The 19,304-nt window shown below is 61.1% G+C and carries 22 protein-coding genes; 14 read left to right on the top strand and 8 right to left on the bottom strand.

All coding sequences use genetic code 11. The features are described 5' to 3' along the window. Nucleotides 1–320 precede the first annotated feature (320 nt). On the top strand, nt 321–1,058 hold the full coding sequence (locus ACFOHJ_RS09455; protein WP_378220253.1) for a hypothetical protein: 738 nt from the start codon (nt 321–323) through the stop codon (nt 1,056–1,058). Here the strand turns inward: ACFOHJ_RS09455 and ACFOHJ_RS09450 are convergent. From ACFOHJ_RS09450 to gcvA, 4 genes are all read right to left on the bottom strand, one after another. Continuing rightward, the gene (locus ACFOHJ_RS09450; RefSeq protein WP_378220252.1) at nt 1,045–2,457 is read right to left on the bottom strand and encodes an ISNCY family transposase; all 1,413 of its coding nucleotides are present in this window, start codon (nt 2,455–2,457) and stop codon (nt 1,045–1,047) included. The genes ACFOHJ_RS09455 and ACFOHJ_RS09450 overlap by 14 nt on opposite strands. 175 nt (nt 2,458–2,632) lie before the next feature. Then, the gene (locus tag ACFOHJ_RS09445; protein ID WP_378220251.1) at nt 2,633–3,097 is read right to left on the bottom strand and encodes an RES family NAD+ phosphorylase; all 465 of its coding nucleotides are present in this window, start codon (nt 3,095–3,097) and stop codon (nt 2,633–2,635) included. After that, a complete protein-coding gene (parS, locus tag ACFOHJ_RS09440) occupies nt 3,097–3,540 on the bottom strand; it encodes a type II RES/Xre toxin-antitoxin system antitoxin (RefSeq protein ID WP_378220250.1) in 444 nt (147 codons plus the stop codon). Before parS ends, ACFOHJ_RS09445 begins: the two co-directional genes overlap by 1 nt. 144 nt (nt 3,541–3,684) lie before the next feature. Beyond that, nucleotides 3,685–4,647: a transcriptional regulator GcvA gene (gcvA, locus tag ACFOHJ_RS09435; protein ID WP_378220249.1), complete on the bottom strand. Its 963-nt coding sequence runs from the start codon at nt 4,645–4,647 to the stop codon at nt 3,685–3,687. A 193-nt stretch (nt 4,648–4,840) separates the two neighbouring features. Between gcvA and speB the strand changes: the two genes are divergently transcribed. From speB to ACFOHJ_RS09405, 6 genes are all read left to right on the top strand, one after another. After that, nucleotides 4,841–5,899 (top strand): agmatinase, encoded by a 1,059-nt coding sequence (gene speB, locus ACFOHJ_RS09430; RefSeq protein WP_378220248.1) that lies wholly within the window; start codon nt 4,841–4,843, stop codon nt 5,897–5,899. 265 nt (nt 5,900–6,164) lie between these two features. Next, nucleotides 6,165–7,253 (top strand): ABC transporter substrate-binding protein, encoded by a 1,089-nt coding sequence (locus ACFOHJ_RS09425; RefSeq protein WP_378220247.1) that lies wholly within the window; start codon nt 6,165–6,167, stop codon nt 7,251–7,253. Nucleotides 7,254–7,451: 198 nt separating this feature from the next. Next, nucleotides 7,452–8,489: an ABC transporter ATP-binding protein gene (locus ACFOHJ_RS09420; protein ID WP_378220246.1), complete on the top strand. Its 1,038-nt coding sequence runs from the start codon at nt 7,452–7,454 to the stop codon at nt 8,487–8,489. Then, nucleotides 8,486–9,340, top strand: coding sequence for an ABC transporter permease (locus ACFOHJ_RS09415; protein ID WP_378220245.1), 855 nt, complete (start codon nt 8,486–8,488; stop codon nt 9,338–9,340). Before ACFOHJ_RS09420 ends, ACFOHJ_RS09415 begins: the two co-directional genes overlap by 4 nt. Continuing rightward, a complete protein-coding gene (locus ACFOHJ_RS09410) occupies nt 9,337–10,137 on the top strand; it encodes an ABC transporter permease (RefSeq protein WP_378220244.1) in 801 nt (266 codons plus the stop codon). The genes ACFOHJ_RS09415 and ACFOHJ_RS09410 overlap by 4 nt, the downstream gene beginning before the upstream one ends. A 9-nt stretch (nt 10,138–10,146) precedes the next feature. Further along, nucleotides 10,147–10,455: an Hpt domain-containing protein gene (locus ACFOHJ_RS09405; RefSeq protein ID WP_378220243.1), complete on the top strand. Its 309-nt coding sequence runs from the start codon at nt 10,147–10,149 to the stop codon at nt 10,453–10,455. Between the two features lie 15 nt (nt 10,456–10,470). Here the strand turns inward: ACFOHJ_RS09405 and ACFOHJ_RS09400 are convergent, their stop codons facing one another. Next, nucleotides 10,471–11,775: a glycosyltransferase family 2 protein gene (locus ACFOHJ_RS09400; protein ID WP_378220242.1), complete on the bottom strand. Its 1,305-nt coding sequence runs from the start codon at nt 11,773–11,775 to the stop codon at nt 10,471–10,473. Here ACFOHJ_RS09400 and ACFOHJ_RS09395 point away from each other — a divergent pair. Together ACFOHJ_RS09395 and ACFOHJ_RS09390 are read left to right on the top strand one after the other, a co-directional pair. Beyond that, nucleotides 11,775–12,644 carry an ABC transporter permease gene (locus tag ACFOHJ_RS09395; RefSeq protein ID WP_378220241.1) on the top strand — a complete coding sequence of 290 codons (870 nt, stop codon included), beginning with the start codon at nt 11,775–11,777 and terminating at the stop codon, nt 12,642–12,644. The two genes, ACFOHJ_RS09400 and ACFOHJ_RS09395, sit on opposite strands and share 1 nt — an antisense overlap. Continuing rightward, entirely contained in the window at nt 12,634–13,485 is an 852-nt protein-coding gene (locus tag ACFOHJ_RS09390; RefSeq protein ID WP_378220240.1) for an ABC transporter permease, read from the top strand. The genes ACFOHJ_RS09395 and ACFOHJ_RS09390 overlap by 11 nt, the downstream gene beginning before the upstream one ends. A 1-nt stretch (nt 13,486) precedes the next feature. On the opposite strand, the gene ACFOHJ_RS09385 is transcribed toward ACFOHJ_RS09390, so the two are convergent. Together ACFOHJ_RS09385 and ACFOHJ_RS09380 are read right to left on the bottom strand one after the other, a co-directional pair. Continuing rightward, a complete protein-coding gene (locus tag ACFOHJ_RS09385) occupies nt 13,487–13,759 on the bottom strand; it encodes an ABC transporter ATP-binding protein (protein ID WP_378220239.1) in 273 nt (90 codons plus the stop codon). Nucleotides 13,760–13,773: 14 nt separating this feature from the next. Next, entirely contained in the window at nt 13,774–14,079 is a 306-nt protein-coding gene (locus ACFOHJ_RS09380) for an ATP-binding cassette domain-containing protein (RefSeq protein ID WP_378220238.1), read from the bottom strand. 155 nt (nt 14,080–14,234) lie between these two features. Here ACFOHJ_RS09380 and ACFOHJ_RS09375 point away from each other — a divergent pair, with 155 nt between their 5' ends. The 5 genes from ACFOHJ_RS09375 (at nt 14,235) to ACFOHJ_RS09355 (ending at nt 17,893) form a co-directional block, all read left to right on the top strand. Next, nucleotides 14,235–14,600: an amidohydrolase family protein gene (locus tag ACFOHJ_RS09375; RefSeq protein WP_378220237.1), complete on the top strand. Its 366-nt coding sequence runs from the start codon at nt 14,235–14,237 to the stop codon at nt 14,598–14,600. 106 nt (nt 14,601–14,706) lie between these two features. Further along, complete coding sequence (locus ACFOHJ_RS09370) at nt 14,707–14,922, top strand: hypothetical protein (protein ID WP_378220236.1); 216 nt, start codon at nt 14,707–14,709, stop codon at nt 14,920–14,922. Nucleotides 14,923–15,559: 637 nt separating this feature from the next. Then, nucleotides 15,560–15,724, top strand: a complete 165-nt coding sequence (locus ACFOHJ_RS09365; RefSeq protein ID WP_378220235.1) for a hypothetical protein — start codon at nt 15,560–15,562, stop codon at nt 15,722–15,724. A gap of 550 nt (nt 15,725–16,274) precedes the next feature. Beyond that, nucleotides 16,275–16,589: a hypothetical protein gene (locus tag ACFOHJ_RS09360; RefSeq protein WP_378220234.1), complete on the top strand. Its 315-nt coding sequence runs from the start codon at nt 16,275–16,277 to the stop codon at nt 16,587–16,589. Between the two features lie 749 nt (nt 16,590–17,338). Next, the gene (locus tag ACFOHJ_RS09355) at nt 17,339–17,893 is read left to right on the top strand and encodes a hypothetical protein (protein WP_378220233.1); all 555 of its coding nucleotides are present in this window, start codon (nt 17,339–17,341) and stop codon (nt 17,891–17,893) included. A 288-nt stretch (nt 17,894–18,181) separates the two neighbouring features. On the opposite strand, the gene ACFOHJ_RS09350 is transcribed toward ACFOHJ_RS09355, so the two are convergent. Beyond that, nucleotides 18,182–19,304, bottom strand: a 1,123-nt coding sequence (locus ACFOHJ_RS09350; RefSeq protein ID WP_378220232.1) for a hypothetical protein, incomplete at its 5' end; no start/stop codon positions are given.

Raw genomic sequence — 19,304 nt, 5'->3', positions numbered from 1 at the left:
GTTGGCATTGACCAGCGCGTCGAGAGGCGAGACTGTCGCATCTCTAACTGGCCCAACTGTCGCATTACTAAATAGCCGCTACACTCCGTGTGGCGGCCAGGTTGGAATGTCCGCTGTTGCGCAAAGTAAAAATGTCACTTCAAGCCGCGACACGGCGCAGCGACCAGCCCCGATCTGACCGGCTGGTCAGGGTTGCAAGGACAGATCGGGGCGGGTGAGGGGCACCTTTCGGCTTTAGAGTTCAGGCTTTCAATCATCCCGCTCCTGGGGAATGATCCGGATCGGATAGACGTTCCGTTGGTTCTGGCAGGATTTGGGTAATGCTTCCACACATTGAGCTGCTTGCCGACGTCGATGTACTGGCCCTGTCGCCGCTGCTTCGCGGCATGGTCCTGGCCGTATCCTATGCCGAAACCGAAGGGGGCATCGGTCTGACTGCATCCGGGGCGATGAACCGCAAATTCGTGCACTGGGCCGCCGTTCACTTCGATTGGCCTGGCTACACGTCGGAGGATCTATACAGCATCAACAAAGTTCTCAACGAAGCCGATATGCCGCCGCTTTTGGTCGTCCGCGACATGCTCAAGCATTTACGGCTTCTTCGGCGGCGAAAAGACGTACTGCTACCAACCCGACGCGGTCGAGAATTTATTGCAAGGCCGCAAGTCTTCTTTGATCTGATCGCGACCGACTATCTTTATGCCTATATCCACGACGGGCAAACACAGCACGATGTCCGTGAGCGGATGCAGTGGTGGCACGTCTTTCTCAATCTTATCAATATCAAGGCGAGAAAGGGCTGTTCGCTGAACGATCTGGCAAACGAGCTATACCCGAGCGAGTCGTACCCGGAACCAGCAGAAATGACTTTCGAATCCTGGACGGAAAGGTCGGCACTCCGCTACGATGTCATTCGCCCGCTGTGCTGGCTGGGATTGCTGCACGAAGATCGCCAGGGACTGACCATTTGGCAGGATGGAACCTACCACAAGACACCGTTGTGGGCTGCCTGCTTAAAGCTGGACTCCGACATGCAATCCGAACTCACTCTCCATTGAGCCGTGCCGGGTAAGTTTGTCCTAGCTCCACCGCACTTTGCTGGGAAAGCGCCTGCCGCCGCCGAGCAATGATCGCGGGATCGGTCATGAAATCCGCCCTGCGTCCTGGCTTCCTGCCGCGCTTCTTGTAGCCAGCCTGCTCGCTGTTCGTCTTGATCTTCGGCACCGGTCGCTCCTCTTCCTGCCGGGCTTTGATCCAGGACAGAACCTCGCCGAGCCGCTTGTTCTCCGTGATTGCCGTATGTGTTACGCGCTGCTCTTTATCGAAAATCGTATAGGGCAGGGAACACGCCTTCCAGCGAACGTCCACGCGACCATCGGCGAACTCATAGATGTCGACATACTTGCCGACCAAACCGATCGAGATGTCATTCTTCTCCAGCATGATGTGCTTGCGTTCATAGGAAAACGACAATTGCTGCCCAACATGGCGCTGTTCGCGTTTGCACAGCACGTCACGCAGCCGATCCGGCGCCAAGTTCAAGACGCGATGCAGATTATCCGGCCGGGCAGGGATCTTGGCGAACCTCTCGTTGAAGTCGGCAACGAACGCCGGCAGGAAAGCATTGGCCGCCTCGATGTCCGATATGCCGGCGAGGCGCAGTTCCTTCACAAGACGGTCCTGCAGGGTCCGATTGACCCGCTCGACACGGCCTTTGGCCTGACTCGAATTGGCGCATAGAATCTCGATGTTGAGCTCTGCAAGGGCCCGACCGAACTGCGTCATGCCGCGGCCGGCGCGAGCTTCGGCCTTCGCCACCCGAAACACCGTGTGCTTGTCAGAGTAGAACGCCACCGGGCACCCGTGCGCCTTCATATAGAGCTCAAGAGCCTCGAAGTAGCTGAATGTGCTCTCCGACTTCACAAAACGCAGCTGCTGGAGCGTGCTGGTCGCGTCGTCGATGAAGACGAGCAAGGTGCATGGATCGCCCCGCTCCTCGAACCAACGATGATCACTGCCGTCGATCTGCACCAGCTCGCCATATGACTCCCGACGTAATCTCGGCTGATGGAATGTTCGGCGCTGCTTGCGCGACAGCCAGATTCCGGCATCGCCCATCCATTTGCGAAGCGTCTCACGCGACACAACCAGGCTATGGTTCGCCGCTAGCTTCTCGGCCGCCAGGGTCGGTCCGAAATCGAGATAGTGTTCGCGGACCAACTGCACAGCCAGGTCGCTGATGCCGACAGCATATCGATTGTTGGAGGGGCGTCCTCGAGATTTGTGCCGAAGCGCAGCCGCGCCGTCAGCTTGGAAGTTCTTCAACAGCCGCTGAACCTGGCGTGTGGTCAACTCCAATACATGCGCGGCCGCCACCACGGTCATGCCTTGCTCAAAAACTTTCGACAGCACCTCGATGCGTTGCAGCTCGCGTTCGCTCATCACGATCAGTCCCAATCTGCTGTCTCCCATGCTGTCGAGGTGGGCAGGGATACTGACACCCGGGCAGCTAGAGCGACATTCCTACTTTGCAGAAACAGGACATTTTAACTTTGCGCCAATACTCCGAAGTCGCATAATCTATCTTATGGAACTGTCTAAGCTGTTGACGTGGCTCTGTTATTTGCGCCGCTTACCCAAGTAGCCGGACATCCAGTTCGAAAGCTTCTATCCGCTCTATCCTGACTGACGCCGCTGCGGGATGGCGGTGGTTGATAACTACGTTCCAGTCCGGGCTGCCAGCCAGCGGCACGATCGACGACGGCACGAACAGCAGCGGCTGTTCTTGCCCGGCCAGCCATTCGTCACCCATCCGCTGTGTGTCGGCCTCCCTGCGGCGCCAGTCGTCAGGCAGGTCGGACAAGGCTCGCTGCGCGCTCGGTGTCTCGTCGGGCACGTCGTAGACCACCATGGCGAGCGCCGGCAGCAGTGCCGGGTCCTCGACATGGACAAGCTTTTCCAGAACGCAGAGAGATGGCGACGTGGCCGTGTAGGTCACCGGGTGGCCGACGGTGTTCCAGCGCCCGTCGAATAGCAGCCCGTAACCGCCGTCCATGGCTTCCGCGAATTTCAGGCTGGAAAGTCGCCAGAGCCGCATCAGGCGGCGGCACCCCAGGCGATCTTGCCGAGGATGGTTTCGATGACGCGCGTGCCCGCCTCGGTCTGCGCCACGGTCAGCGGCGCCTCGCCGCCCAGCTCCGCCAGTTCCTTGCGCAGCCAACGGTTCGCCTTGGCCGGATCGCCAAAAGTCTCTTCCGCAAGTGACTGGATACGGGCGAGCCGCACGGCTCGGTCGGACTCCTCGACCGTCAGAGGCTCGTTCTTTTCCGCGCGATGCCGGCGCGTGCGCTGCGGGATGACGAAGCGCTCGATCTCCTGTTCGCTCAGTCCGGCAAGCGACAAGCCCTTCAGGGCCGCCAGCGGAAGCCGGCGCCGCACCATCATGGCGAGATCGGCCTGGGACCGGACATCGGCGCCCAGCACGGCGGCGCCGCCGAGTTTGCGTGCTACATCGTCGATGAGTGCGACAGGAGTGTTCATGGTCCAAGCTCCGGCAATCTGCCCAAATATTTAAGGCATCTTGCCGAAAATGCAAGGCCTGCCTCACACTTTGGTATAGAACCTACATAAATTTATGACGGCAAATGTCTGATTTCCTTGAACGAATCCCTACCGTATTTTGCGTCATGGTTGCCGCAAGAGTCGGGTCGAGCGTTTCCTTCGGCTACCGATGCGGCCCGCAACAGGGGCGGATGTGCGGCTGTCGGCCTGGTCCTTTTCCGAAAACAGCCAGTCGATAAACACTTTCACGATCGGCGCCGCCTTCATCTCGTTGCGGCAGACGATGTAGAAATCGTCGGCGGCCGGAACCGACAGATTGAACGGCGCGACGAGCTGGCCCTTGGCCAAAAGTTCGCTGGCGGTGACGGTATCGCCCAGCGCCACGCCGTGGCCGTGGGTGGCAGCTTCGATCGACAGCCGCGCATCAACCATGTAGTGGCGCTTGCCGCGTTCGAGGTGGATGGCATCCGCCGCCATCAGCCACGTGCGCCATTCGCGCCCGTCGTCGCCATGCAGCAGCGTGTGCTCGGCAAGGTCGCGGATGCTGCGGATCGGCCTGTTGTTGATTAGGGTCGGGCTGACAACCGGGAATAGTTCCAGGCTCGACCATTTGCGCACGAAGCAGTCGGCCCAGGTGCCGTCGCCATAATGCAGGCACAGGTCGATGTCGGGCGAGCGCAGGTCCTGCGGGTCGTTCGAGCCGATCAGCGTCAGCCGTATGTCCGGATATTGCGCGGTGAAACTGCCGAGCCTGGGGATCAGCCACAGCGACAGCAGCGCCGGCACGCAGGAAAGCGACAGCGCGCCGGTGCTGGCCGGCCGGGTGAGCCGCTGGGTGGCCGCGGCGATGCCGTCGAAAGCGTCTGACACCGCCGGCAGCAGTTCGGCCCCATGCGGCGTCAGCTTGAGCCGCTGGCCCGCGCGTTCGAGCAGCTTTACGCCGAGCGCGCTCTCCAGCGCCTTGACCTGATGGCTGATCGCGCCATGGGTGACGTTGAGCTCAGCCGCCGCCTTGGTCAGCGAGGCATGGCGCGCCGTCGCCTCGAAAGCACGCAACGGGTTGAGCGGCGGCAATCGCTTGGTCACGTCCTGTCCTGCCGCCCCTGCCCCGTTGTGAGTTTTTCTCACACAAGGGCGTACAACAATATCAATTGATTTTCTATGTTCTGTCTCCGACAATCGCCGGATTACTCGGGAAATGACAGGTTTGAGGCGGGAGGCGCCTTGCCACGCACCGCATTCCGGTGGCGCAGGAGCGGCCCGTCGAGGAGGCAGGACGATGAGTTTCGATTCCAGCAAGCTGGATGCGTTGCAGGCCAAATATGGCGAGAGCCATGGTGGCCAGATGTTCAACCCCAAGTTCGCGCGCGTCGCCGATAAGATCTTCTCCAAGAGCGGCACGCGCGTCGCGCCCTATGCGGGAATGCCTACCCTGCTCGATGCGCCACACCGGGAAATCTCGGTGGAGAATCCGGATTTCGGCGATCTCCAGGTGGCGATGATCGGCATTCCGATGGACCTCGGCGTCACCAACCGGACCGGCTCACGCTTCGGCCCGCGCGCGTTGCGCGCCATCGAGCGCATCGGCCCCTACAACCACGTGCTCGATTGCGCGCCGACCTACGAGCTCAAGGTCGCCGACATCGGCGACGTGCCGTTCCAGAGCCGCTACCGGCTCGAACTCAGCCACGAGGACATCGAAAAGCGCCTCAACCAGATCGTCGATGCCGGCGTTCTTCCGCTTTCGGTCGGCGGTGACCACTCGGTCACCCACCCGATCATGAAGGCGGTCGGCAGGAAGCGGCCGGTCGGCATGATTCACATCGACGCCCATTGCGACACCGGCGGTGCCTACGACCTGACCAAGTTCCACCATGGCGGGCCGTTCCGCAATGCGGTGCTGGACGGCGTGCTCGATCCGACCCGCACCATCCAGATCGGCATCCGCGGCTCGTCGGAATATCTATGGGAGTTCTCCTATGAGTCCGGCATGACGGTCATCCATGCCGAGGAAGTCACCGGGCTCGGCATCCCCGCCATCATCGAGCGGGCGAGGAAGATCGTCGGCGACGGCCCGACCTACATCTCCTTCGACGTCGACAGCCTCGATCCGTCGTTCGCGCCCGGCACCGGCACGCCGGAGATCGGCGGGCTGACGACGCGCGAGGTGCTGGAGTTGCTGCGCGGCCTGAAGGGCCTCAACATCGTCGGCGGCGACGTCGTCGAGGTGGCCCCGCAATACGACGCCACCACCAACACGGCGCATGCCGGCGCGCAGATGCTGTTCGAAATCCTGAGCCTGATGGTATTCAGCCCGGCGCTCCGCAAGAGCGCCTGATTTCAGGCGTCCTTTGCCAAGGCGGCCGTTGACCTGGAGCAATGGCCGCCACCCGACAACGATCATTCCAGGAGGGAACCTCGAACGCCGTCGCCAAAGCCACTTCGGGACTGCCTGCCGCTTCTACGTATCGCTTGGCGGCAATGCGTTCTTCGTGCTTTGCTATCTGCTGACGCAATAGGTACGGATACGGGAAAATACGCGCACTCGTATCGAGGCGCGCCATGAAATCCGGCGATGTGCCGGTCCAAGGAGGAAAAGACCGATGAAAACCATCCTGAACGGAACCATCAACCGGCGCAGCGTGCTCGGCGCCGGTATCGCCGCGGCCGGCGTGCTCGCCATGCCGTCGATCCTGCGCGCCCAGGACAAGTCGCTAAAAGTCGGCGTCTATGGCGGCTACTTCAAGAAATCGTTCGACGAGCACATCTTTCCTGCCTTCACCAAGGCGACCGGCATTGCTGTGGAATCGGTTGCCGAACCGACCGGCGAGGCTTGGCTGGTGCAGCTCGAACAGGCTGCGAAGGCGGGTCAGGCGCCGGCCGACATCTCGATGATGTCGCAGGTCGCGACGTTGAAGGGCCAGGCAACCGAGCTGTGGCAGCCGATCGACATTAACAAGATCGAGCATAACAGCGATCTGCTGCCGCGCTTCATCAACAAGTATCCGGACGGTCGCGTCTGTGGCATCGGCGCCGTTGCCTGGTACATCACCCTCGTCACCAACACCAATGTCTACAAGGAAGCGCCGACCTCGTGGGCGGCGTTCTGGGACAAGGCCAATGCCGACAAGCTCGGCCTGCTGGCGCTGGTCTCCAACTCGTTCCTGCTCGAAGTCACGGCCAAGACCTTCATGGGCGGCACCAATGCGCTCGATACCGAAGAGGGGCTGAACAAGGCGTTCGAGAAGCTTGCGGAAGTGAAGCCGAACGTGCGGCTGTGGTACCGCGACGAGGCGCAGTTCGAGCAGGCGCTGAAGTCGGGCGAAATCCCGATGGGCCAGTATTACCACGACGTCACCGGCCTGGCGGCGGCCGACGGCAACCCGGTGCGCTCGACCTTCCCGAAGGAAGGCGGCATCCAGGATTCGGGTAGCTGGGTCATCTCGCGCGCCTCGACCAAGACCGAGGAGGCGCACACCTTCATCGACTATATGAGCCAGCCGGCCCAGCAGGCGCTGATGTCGCGCAAGGTCGGCACCGCGCCGACGCTGAAGCGCGAGGTGCTCGACCTGACGCCGGAGGAATTCGCTGCGGTGTCGTCGGATATCGAGCCGATCATCCCGCGCTACGACCTCTACACGACCAAGTCCGACTGGCTGAACCAGAAATGGACCGAAATGATCGTCGGCTGAGGCCGCCGTCCAGGTTCACGCACCCTGCCCTCTCTCCCCGCATACGCCGGGGAGAGAGGGCTTCCGTCCCGAAGCGTGCCGCGACCGTCCGGTTTCGCTCCGCACGCTCTAAGTTTTCGATTTTAGGCGTGTCTTTATCCCGAAACCGGGACCGCTTTCGGCAAAAAGACACCTACAGGCAATCGGAGCCATCGGCTGATGTCCGGTCTTTCCCTCGACGCCATTACCAAGACGTTCGGCGACTTCACCGCCGTCGATAACGTCGCGCTGAATGTGCCAAACGGCAGCTTCGTGTGCCTGCTCGGACCGTCCGGCTGCGGCAAGACCACCCTGCTCAGGATGGTCGCCGGCCTGGAGGAGCCGACCAGCGGCAAGGTCATACTAGACGGTGAGGACATCACCCCCCTGCCGACGCACAAGCGCAATTTTGGTATGGTTTTCCAGTCTTTGGCACTGTTTCCTCATCTTTCGGTGGGGGATAATATTGCTTACGCGCTACGCATTCGTGGCGCCACGAAGGAAGCGCAGAAGAAGCGCGTAGACGAACTTCTGGCCATGATCGCCCTGCCCGGCTTCGCCGACCGGCCGGTGACCAAGCTTTCCGGCGGCCAGCGCCAGCGCGTGGCCATCGCGCGGGCGCTTTCGCTGTCGCCAAAACTGTTCCTGCTGGACGAGCCGTTGTCGGCGCTGGACGCCAAGCTGCGCGAGGCGATGCAGGTGGAACTGCGACAGTTGCAGCAGCGCCTCGGTATTACCACGATCGTCGTCACCCACGACCAGCGCGAAGCCATGACCATGGCCGATCTCGTCGTGGTCATGGGCAAGGGAAAAATCCTGCAGGCAGCCCCGCCGATCGACATCTACCGTAAGCCGGCGGACGCCTTCGTCGCCGACTTCATCGGCAGCACCAACCTCCTGCCGGTGGAGGCGGACAGCGCCGGAGGGATAACCGTGCTGGGCGTCGCCATGCCGGGGCTAGCCATGCCGGCCGGCCTGTCGAAGGCAGCGCTTTCGGTGCGGCCGGAAGATATCCAGCTGACCGCGCCGGGCGCAGGCGCGCTTATCGGCACGGTGACTTTCGTGCGCGACCTCGGCGGCACCATCGAGACCTTCGTCGAGACCGGCGGCACGACGCTGGTGGCGGTCGCCACCCCGCGCGAACGGCCGGACGTCACGGTCGGGCAGCACGTCGGCATCGCCATGCCGGAGGAAAGCTGCGTGGTGCTGAAGCCATGAGACGCGAGCCACCAAAGACGCTCGCCGACTATACGCCACTGGTGTTTCCGGGGCTGATGCTGGTCGTGTTCTTCATCGTGCCGTTCTCGACCATGATCGCGGTGAGTTTCTTCCGGCGCAATCCGGCCGGCTTCTACACGCCCGATTTCGTCTTCGACAATTACGCCCGTTTCCTGTCCGTGTTCTTCGGCGGTGTGCTCGGCTTCTCGCTGATGCTGGCGATCATGGTCGCGCTCTGCTGCGTCGCCATCGCCCTCCCGTTCACCTATCTTTTGGCGCAGCGGTCGCGAAAGGTGCAGACGCTGTGGCTGGTCGGGCTCCTGTCGGTCCTGTCGCTATCGGAAGTCATTATCGGCTTCGCCTGGTCGACGCTGTTTTCGCGCACCGCCGGCATCACCAACCTGTTCGTCGCCATCGGACTGATGGACCAGCCGGTGGCGCTTCTGCCAAGCTTCGGGGCGGTGCTGACCGGCATGGTCTACCAGGCCCTGCCCTATGCGGTGCTCGTGCTCTACCCCGCGCTGGTGCGGCTCGATCCGACCCTTCTGGAAGCGGCCCGCACGCTGGGCGCCTCGCCGGTCAGGGCCTTCTTCAACGTCGTCACCCCGGCGCTTCGCAACACCATCGTGGCGACTCTGATCATGGTGTTCGTGTTCGCGCTCGGTTCCTACCTCCTGCCGCAGATCCTCGGACGGCCGCAGCACTGGACGCTGTCGGTCCTGATCACCGACCAGGCGATCTACCAGTCCAACATGCCGTTTGCAGCGGCGATGGCGGTGTTCCTGGTGCTGATCTCGCTGGCGTTGGTCGGGCTGACGCTGCTCATCGGACGGCGGGAGAACGCGCTATGATCGAAACCTTCCTGCGCCGCCTCTATTTCACTGCCGTGGCGCTTTTCCTCGCCGCTCCGCTGGTCGTCGTCGCCGGCGTCTCCTTCAACGCCAAGCAGACGTTGATCTTTCCCCCGGTCGGCTTTTCGCTGGCCTGGTACGGGCAGATATTCGCCGACCCGGAATGGCGGCTGGCGCTGATCCACTCGGTGACGCTGGCGCTGTGCTCGGCGGCGATCGCCGTCGCCATTGCGCTGCCGCTCGCCTGGTTCCTGTGGCGGCGCATCGCGCCGTGGGCGAACGTGTTCCAGGTGCTGGGCATTGCCCCCTTCATCCTGCCGCCGGTCATCACCGCGCTCGGTTTCCTCACCTTCTGGGCGACGGTCGGCCTGTTCGGCCAGTTCTTCACCGCCATCATCAGCCACGCCATCTTCTTCGTGACGCTGCCGCTGGTGACGCTGTCGCTAGGCTTCGCCTCCATCGACCGCGCGTTGGTCGAAGCCGCCGCCACCATGGGCGCTGACGACCGGACGGTCCTGAAAACCGTGGTGTTGCCGCTGATCCTTCCCTATCTCGTTTCCGGATATGCGTTCGCCTTCGTGCTGTCGCTCAACGAATACATCATCGCCTACATGACCATCGGCTTCACCACGGAAACGCTGCCGATCAAGATCTTCAACGCCCTGCGCTACGGCTATACGCCGACCATGGCCTCGGTGTCGGTGTTCTTCGTCGTGGTCGCGGCGCTGGTATTCGGCCTGATCGCCCGCTTCGGCGATATCCGCAAGCTGCTCGGCGCCATGGCGTCCGAAGGCTGACGCATTATCGTGACCGCCTCCGAAGACGCCCTGAACCTGTTGCGGGACCGCTTCCTTGCCCGATGCCGCGACCAGCTTGCAGCGTTGAAGGCTGTCGCAGGCGACGGCCGCCGGCTTTCCACCGCGACCGAGGACGCCGCCTTGCTAAAGACCGTGCATTCGCTGGCTGGCGCCGGCGGCACCTTCGGTTTTCCCACCATCAGTGCGCGCGCTTCCGATCTGGAAACACTGTTGATCGCTCAGGAAGTCCACGACGATGCTGCGCGGCGTGCGCTTCAGGCGCTCATCCGGGAAATCGAGGAACTGTTGCCTCGATAACGGGGCCGGGCCGTTTCATTTCTCGGCGGCGCCGAGGCCCGTTCTCGTCATCTCGCCCCAGCTATGGTCGCCACGCAAATGTTGCCACCAGCCTTTCACCCTCCAGAGATTGTTGATCTGGCGGTAGCCGAAATTTTCCAGGACGGCGGCGACGGTTAGGGTGGCGAGGTCGCGCGCCCGGGGGAACCGCTGCAGTTCGGCCTCTTCCAGGATGAGCGAGCAGACGCTGACGCAAACACCGTAGACAAAAATCAGCGCGGTGAAGGCCAGCAGGTACTCGGCATCGAGGATGCCCAGCAGCCAGAAGGTCGGCATGAGGATGTAGCCTAGCACTTCGGCGATCGGGCCAAGCACGTCGACGATGAGGATATGGCCGAAGCCGAGAAAACCCACCCGACCGTAGCGCGGGTTGAACAGCATGGACCGGTAGCGGAAGAAACATTCCAGCGCCCCGCGCTGCCAGCGCGCGCGCTGGCGGGCGAGAACTCCCAGCGTCTCCGGCGCTTCCGTCCAGCAGACGGGCTCGGGGACGAACTGGATGCGGTAGTCGCGCCCGCTGTCCATCATGTGGCGATGGAGCTTGATGATGAGATCGAGGTCCTCGCCTATGGAGCCCTTAGTGACGCCACCTGCTGCCACCACTTCCGCCCGGCGGAAGACGCCGAAGGCGCCCGAGACCAACATCAACGTGTTGATGCGGCTCCAGGCCAGCCGCGCCATGAGAAAGGCGCGCAGATATTCCACGATCTGGTACAGCGGCAGCATCTTGCGGGGCAGCCGCACCTCAGTCACGCGGCCGCCGTCGATGCGCGAGCCGTTGGCGATACGGATGGTGCCGCCGACCGCCACGGTGCGTTCCGGGTCGTCGATGAATGGCTGCGCCGCGCGCATGAGCGCGTCGGGCTCAAGGATCGAGTCGCCGTCGATGACGCAGAAGATCGGTGCGCGCGAGACATTGATGCCGGCGTTCTGCGCGTCGGCCTTGCCGCCGTTCACCTTGTCGATCACGAACAGGCGGTCGGTCCGGCGCGAGGCGTAGAGGCCGCGGATCGGCTCGTGCGCCAGCACTTCCTCGTAGGGCCGCTCAAATTTCACCAGCTCGAAGGCTTCCGTCAGCCGTTCCAGCGTTCCGTCCTTCGAGCCGTCGTTGACGACGATAACCTCGTAGTTGGGATATTCGAGCGCGAGCATCGAATGAACCGACACCACGACGTTCAGTTCCTCATTATAGGCTGGAACGATCAGGGCGATGGGCGGTGCGACGTCGCCATACCGGCTCCACAGCAGCGCCGAGCGCGCCACGCCATGCGGATCTTCCAATGAAGAGCCCGATCGTCGGCGGCAGAGCAGCTACGCTTGGGTTGCTTTTGGTGCCCGCTCTTGTCCTGACGCTGGTCTTTTTCGGAATTCCTGCTCTCTATATGGTGCGCATGAGCTTCAACGGGCATCAGCCCCAAGCTTTCTTCGTGCCTGCATTCACAGTCGAGAATTATATCAAGCTGGTCAGCGATCCACTGATCCGGAACGCCATATGGAATACGCTCAGGTTGTCCATTATCGCCTCCTTCCTGACAATCGCTATTTCTTACGTTTTCGCCTTCATCGTCTGGACGAAGCCGCCCCGCTGGAAACTATTCTTCGCAGCGATCGCACTTTGCCCGCTGCTGATTTCCGAAATAGCCATCATTTTCGGCTGGTGGATGGTTTTTCCGAAGAACGGACTGCTCAGCCTGGTCCTGCATACGTCCGGTCTCGTCACCCAGAGGTCGAGCCTGATGTACACGGAAGGCGCCGCGTTCGTAGGACTGATCTATATAACGTTGCCATACAGTTTCTTCATCTTCCTTTCCGTCTTCGACGAGATCGACAAGCGCGTTCTGGAAGCAGCGGCAGACCTGGGCGCCCCGCCGCTGACGACATTTCGCACGGTTCTGTTTCCCCTCACCCGTGGCGGTATCCTGATCGCTTCGGCGCAGGTCTTCATCTGGACTATGGGCGCCTATGCGACACCGATGGCGCTTGGCCCCGATACCCTGTGGACACTTGGCTTCCTCATCCAGGACCAGATGCTCGCGAAGCATCATTGGCCGATGGCGGCTGCCCTCGCCATGGCGCTGGCCGCCGGCGTTGCCGTGGTCATTGTGCTGTTACGATGGCTACAGCCGGAGCATCGTTCTCATGGTGGCTAAACTGTCTCATCCGAAGCTGCGCAGCTTTTGGCTGCTGCGCTGGTTGTCCCGGTTATTCCTCGTCATCATGATCGTTTACATCGTGCTGCCTGTCGCCGTGACGCTTGTGTCGTCTTTCAGCGCGGCACGGCAACTGCGGTTTCCTATTAGCGAATGGTCTCTGGTCTGGTATGGCGAGTTCTTCTTGGATTCCCAGTGGACCAGAGCGCTTTTCAATAGCTTCGTCATTGCGCTGGGCACCTCCCTGATATCCACGGTGTCGGGAGTAGCCGCCGCCTTTGCGCTCACGCGCCAGCGCCTGCCTTTCTCGAACACTCTCTATATCCTGATCCTGCTGCCGCTTTTCATGCCGGGTGTCGTGCTCGGCCTCGGCATGGCGATTTCGTTCAACCATCTGTCGATCGGTGGATACGACCTGTACGGCTCCCGGCTGCTTGTTATGATGGCCCATTCGCTATGGGCAACCCCGCTCGTGTTCCTGCTTATGGAAACGATCTTCAAGATGATCGACCGACGCCTGATTGAGGCCGCCTACGATCTTGGCGCCACGCCGGTTAGGACATTTTTCGAGATCGTCGTTCCCGCTGTGGCCACAGGTTTGATCTCATCCACCCTTTTAGCCTTTGTCGTTTCGCTCAACGAATTCATCATGGCGCTTTTCCTGACTGATCGCGACAGCCAGACGCTGCCGGTTCTCATGTGGCTATCGCTTCGTTCGGCAACTTCGCCGAAGCTGGCCGTGGCCGCTGTCGTCCTCAGCCTTTCAGTTCTCTGCTGTCTGACCCTTATCATGTTCTGGTACATGCATCAGGTGAACCGGGCTGGGAGGGCGAAACTCTGACCTATGCCCGGATTCGTAATCGGCTCTCGGTCTGGATCGGCAGGCCGCCGCTCTGCTGGTTGCCGGCCGGCAGGTGGTCTCGCGGGTGGCGGTTCGCCGGTTCTGGTTCGACGCCGTTCTGTGCCGCTGCCGCATTTTGCCGAGCGGTTTGGCGACAATGAAATTTCTCGCGCTTCTGCTGCGGATCGAGAAATAGCGTCGCACTGAGGAGCGCACGTGTATAGGGGTGCTGCGGATCGTAAAAAATCTGATCCGCCTCGCCCTGTTCAACCATACGCCCGAGATATATCACGCCAACCTGATGGCTGATCTGATGGACGATATTAGATCGTGAGAGATAAAGAGATAGGCGCAGCCCGTCTCCTGCTGCAATCTCTTCATAAGCCGGACGATCTCGCCGTGGAACCGAATGTCGGGCATTGGCTCGTCCGGGACGACAAGGTTCGGGCGCGTCACGAAGGCGCGCGCGACGCCGATACGCTGCTGTTTTCCCTGAATGAGCTGGATCGGGTATTTATCCAGAGCCTCGCGCGCGATATCGGCGAGGACGCTGTCCGGCTGGCTCTCGATGGCGGCGTAGACATTATCGAGCATGGCTACGGGATTACGCCGCAGACACGCCAGCGCTTGGCGGCGGAGCGCAAGATCGTCGTAACGACGCTATCTCAGATATATTTCCATCGCGTTGCCTCGAGGCCTTTCATTATCCCGAGTGGGAGCAAGCCGTTTACGAGCGGCACTGGAAAATCATGTGTCGCGACTTCCAACTCGGGTGTGAGGCCGGTATTCGATTCGCGTTCGGCACCGGCCTTATCGGCGGACCGACCCATCCGCTTGCCGAAGCCGCGGTGGAGTTCGTTCTTGCGGTGGAACTCGGTACGCCTCCCTCGAAGGCACTTGTCGCGGGAACCTTGCTTTCTGCAGAAGTGCTGGGGCTGGCGTCGACCATGGGTTCGATCGAGGTCGGAAAGATCGCCAACTTTGTCGGAGTCGCTGGAAACCCTGTGGAAGACATTACGGCAGTCCGACGCCCCGTCTTCGTCATGAAAAATGGTCGCGAAATCTCCCTTAAGGGGACATGTACCCAAGAAAATTGTCATGTTAACAGCCCGTGAGAACCACGCGCTCCGGCTGCGGCTGGCGGTGCCGTTCAGCAATTGGGCCCTGATCTTGAGCCAGTAGCCTTTCTATCCGAAACAATGGGTCGGCAAGGTCAGCGTCATGACCATCAATGGCCAGCGGCTTCTCTCGCGCGTTGATGAGACAAAAGGCGATCCTAGCAACGCGCTCACCAAGCAAGAGGCGAAAGCAAAGGCTATGCGGCTTGCTCAGTTCCGTGGCGGCGCCATAGGCGACGAGATACGCGGCTGGATTGAACTAATCTGGAAACTCGATACCGTAGAGAATTGGGTGAACACATTTCCAGAGCTGCAATAAAGCTTGAGGTTTGCCGGCTCAGGCGGCATCCTCGGTGCTGCAGCCCCTTCCGAGCGCCAATCCGTTGCGCTTCACGAAGAAAAGTTTGCGGACGACGCAAATGGCATCAAGCCTGCGCGGCGGATCATTCTCGATAGCGGCTGTATGAAGATGGCACCCTTGTCTGCGTCCATCGCGGCGGACGCAGACAAGGGCCAACTCGTCCCTCCGGCGTCGATAACATTGATCGGATGCAAGAGGGGCAATTCCTTATTCCGCCTGGCAAAGCATCGCCTCTAAACCCTGGCTTCGTGAACCCGTGGTCTCTCGCCTTGTCCAATTAAGCGGCAGGACTATGATCAGATTCGCTCGGTCCGCCATAATCGCCGGCTCACCTCGGCCCGGTCGCTAGCCCCCAAAACCGAGCGGTGGGCTTTTCTACGGTGCGATGCCAACACCATCTCTCACGCGGCGTGGTCGCTTTTGGTGACTCTCGGCTTGTGATTGGCCTTACCCGGTCTGTTTACCCGGCACTCCAATTACCCGGCCGCATTTCCAGCCTTTACGATCTGGCTTTTTATGTCGCAAATGGAGGCGCTTTACCTTTTGGATAGACCTACAGCCCATTCTCAAAAATAGAGGTTTGGGAACAGCGACTATGGATAGTGCCGACAAAGACGATATCGAGATCCCGTCGAAGGAGAACTCGGCTCCTTTGGTCGAACTGTTTGATCCTTGGGCGAAACGGCTGGGCTTCGATAAATCTGACTTCCTATCCGACATCCCCGACCTATCGGAATACTTTTCCAGCGCTACCAAATAGGAATCGACATCAACAGAGCAGCGGCAGAGTCGGCGAGATTGATCATGACATTTGCTCGGATACGATTGCAGGCCGGAACACTGAAAATCCGTACCCGAGGCAGTTTGCGTACACCCGAGCGAGAGCGCCGGATTCCGGTTCTGAAGATTGGTCCGTTCTACTTTTGCTGGTGGCGCCGCCGCTAGCGATAATCACCTGTTTTTCACGTGATGGTTATGGTGACGCTGATGCAAACTGCCACCATTCAGATACATTGCGCCGTTAAACACGCTCGCTATGACGATAACCGATTCACGGATGGCGCTGATGCCGTCGACCGGGCTTTGGAGCCCGGCACAAATAGCCGACGACAACGATAACCCCGAAAATCACCTCGATTCATGGGCTAGGCGTGTGCGTAATGCTACGAAGCTTGGTATGGGTCGCAGTTTCCCTGTCTGCCACGTGGTGACTACGGGCTCCGGCCGTCAGGCCGGCATCATCGGCGTTGTCGCGGCACTGGCGTTGTAGTGGACGTAGAACTATGTTGCCTTGGTTCCCGGAGTTTCACGTGCTGTTTATCGTTCATGACAAAGCCTGGCTCGGGCAAGTTCTGCATGTGTCCGACAAAACGCTTCACATGGTCGTCGGACTGGCGCTCTTTTTCCTGTTTCTCAAGTTCACGAAAAGCCCGAGCCGGGCCATTCTTGGCGTTTTCGCCATAGAACTCATCAATGAGATCAACGATACAGTCGTCGCCTACCCTGATCTATCGAAGGACTTCTGGCTTGACACCTCGACCGATATTCTTGCGACAATGGTGCTACCGTGCCTCACTGCAGGCTGGTTGGTGTTGAGGCGCAGATCCTCAATGAGGAGCGGTTAAACAAGGCTGGCGATGCTGTGGCTTGGACCATTCGCCGAGCTCCACAGGTTGATGGTGATGATGGCACTGGCTCGTTCGTGGAGTTTCGGGGTAAGGTGATAGAGCAACTGGTCACCGGCTTGGCAAGGGCGAGATACCCGATTTCCCGGGCAGTCTGAAAGTAGGCCAGCCTTCTGCGGCAGTTCTAGAACAAGCATTTGAACCGACCTGCCGGCACCACAAGAGCCCCGCCCGGCATCTAGATCGTAGCCTTGATGTGCTTACAGGCCGACCGCCACTGAAAAATGCCCGTTAGGGCCGATTCTCACTGCATCGGCCCAATCTTTTTTGCCACGTTAGCATCACGACTCGTTGGTGCCGGAATGAGAAGCTTGCTATAGCCCCCCCGTCATGCCTACGGTCACCCTTGCGTCCGGAGTTCCGGCGCGGGGCATGGAAACTGTCGCTCGTTTTGGCTGTGCCTATCCTGGTGAGGTAACAATTACGTTTGTCTAGGACAGATGCCTAAAGGCGATCATGCCTTGTGCAGAGTGAGGTTTCCAATATCCCCTGGTGAGCAAAATGCGGGGCCAAACTACCCTATTGACCCATATCGGCCCGTCCGCGGAATCGTCCGCACTCTCATGGCGTACCCCGAGAAGGAAGGCCAGATTCATTTCGTGCGAACAGCACGCGCGCGATCAATGATAGGGATCCAGACGCCTTGCTTGCCCTCGCTTTGACCTATTGCATCTGGCGCAACGAAGGCCTTGGCGAACTGGCTCGAGGACAAGCCGAACGGCAAAAAGAAGGAGAAACAGACCGACGCGCTTTCCTTCGACGCCACCATGGATAGCGGCTTACGCGTGCTGGGTAATGTGAAATTGAAGGGGCGGTTCCTACACCTGTCAACCAACTCCGCCGCGCGGGCGGAGAAGGGGACAGTCCTTGTCCGCAAGGCGCTCGGCGATATTGTGGGCACGCCGCTGACCGAAATCCGCACCGTCGAGCAGATGATGGCCGAACGACCGCTTCGCGACCGTGGAGAAGCAACTTCGGAAGTTCCGCCCGAAATTGCCGAGCAGGTCGTCCACCAGTTCATGGACCGGCAATATCGTGAAACGCTTGATCAGCCGGTCGGCATGCTCGGTAACAAAACGCCACGTCAAGCGGCAGAATCAGCGGCAGGCCGACAGAAGGTCGCCGAATGGCTCAAATATCTCGAAAACCAATCTGCAAAACAGCCGGACCCCGCTGATCCGATGGCAACCTACAGTTTCGAGTGGATGTGGAAGGAACTCGGCGTCCATGATCCGCGGCGGTAGAACCTGTCTACCGTATATCCGTGTCTCAATATGTACCGATGCCATACAGGTCATTTCCGTGCGCATGGCTGACGCCGAATTGGCTGGGTACACCTCCACCGTCCTGGAGCGTGCGGTTACCGTCACGAAAACAACAGACGCTCGCTTAACGCAGCCAATGCCTTGGCCGCGCCGCCGTTCTCCGTCAAGGACCCTGACGCGCTGCACAGCCTATCGCTTCAGTCCGAATTTCCCAGCGACATCGGGGGTCCAGGCGTAGAAGCCACCACCCGACGGCCTCCCTGCCCGTCAGAAGCCGGCGGGCGCTGACCGTTGCAGGGTGGGCTTGCCGCCCTTGAGCCGATAGATGGCCAGGCGCCGCTCGACACGGCCGTCCGGCCCGAAGCGGAAGACGCCGGTGGCGCCGGCGAAACCGGCCGAGCCGCGCAGGGCGTCGGCCGATATGGTCTGGCCGCCCTTCGTCCGGGCAAGACCCGCGGCGACGGCGACGGCATCGAAGCCATACGCCGCTTCAAGCGACAACGGTCGCCCGTAGGCCTGCTCGAAACGCTTTGAAATCCGCTTCAGCGACGTCTGGTCAATCAGCGCCAGCAGCGAACCCTCCAGCGCCGGCTCGCCATAGTTGCCGCTTGGCCAGGCGTGGCTGCCCAGGAACGGAACCTGCGCACCCAACCCGCCGCGCTGCCGCAGCGCCGGTGCCACGACGCTCGGCGCCTCCGCGCCAAGCAGCAGCACCGCCTGGGCCTCGCCAAGCTTTTCCAGGCTTTTCTGACCCGCGCTGGAACCGGGATCGGTCACGATTCCCAGCAGTTGCGCGCCGCCCTTCGTCATGCCGGCGCGCAGGCGCTGCTCCTGCGCCTTGCTCAACGGGCGTGTCGCCACCACCATGATCTTCGACTGGCCCTGGCCTGCGGCATAGGTCGCGGCCTCCAGCGCCGCATCGATCTCGTCCGAGACGATGGCCACGCTTCCCGGCTGGGGCTCGCTGCCCAGAAGCACGACGGCCGGATTGGCGGCCACGCCCTTGAAGGCCTTGCCGAGCGACGCCGAGCCGATGAGAAACCGCGTATCCGCAGCCAGTTGCCCCTTCACCTGGGCAGCGGCATCGCCCGGTTTTCCGCGAAGGTCATGTACCGTCAGCGCCAGAGTGCCGCCGCCGAGCGCCTTCGCGGCCAGCAGGGCGCCATCGCGATAGTCATCCGCGGCCCCGCCCATGCCGGCATCCATGAACAAGGCGATCTGCACGCCCTGCCCCACGCTCGGCGGGGCCGCAGGCGTCGAGGCGTCCGCAGGCGGCTCTACGCTTTCGAGCGCCCCCGCGGGGCTCGACGATTGGCAGCCGGAAAGGACCGCAAGCGCCGTCAACAGCGCAAAGACAGTGCCCGCACGACCGAAGAGCGCCCCCATGCGG

This window comes from Aquamicrobium soli (assembly GCF_042646345.1).
Classification (GTDB): Bacteria; Pseudomonadota; Alphaproteobacteria; order Rhizobiales; family Rhizobiaceae; genus Mesorhizobium; species Mesorhizobium soli_A.
The sequence above is the reverse complement of the archived record's forward strand: the minus strand, read 5'-3'. Positions and strand labels throughout refer to the sequence as shown.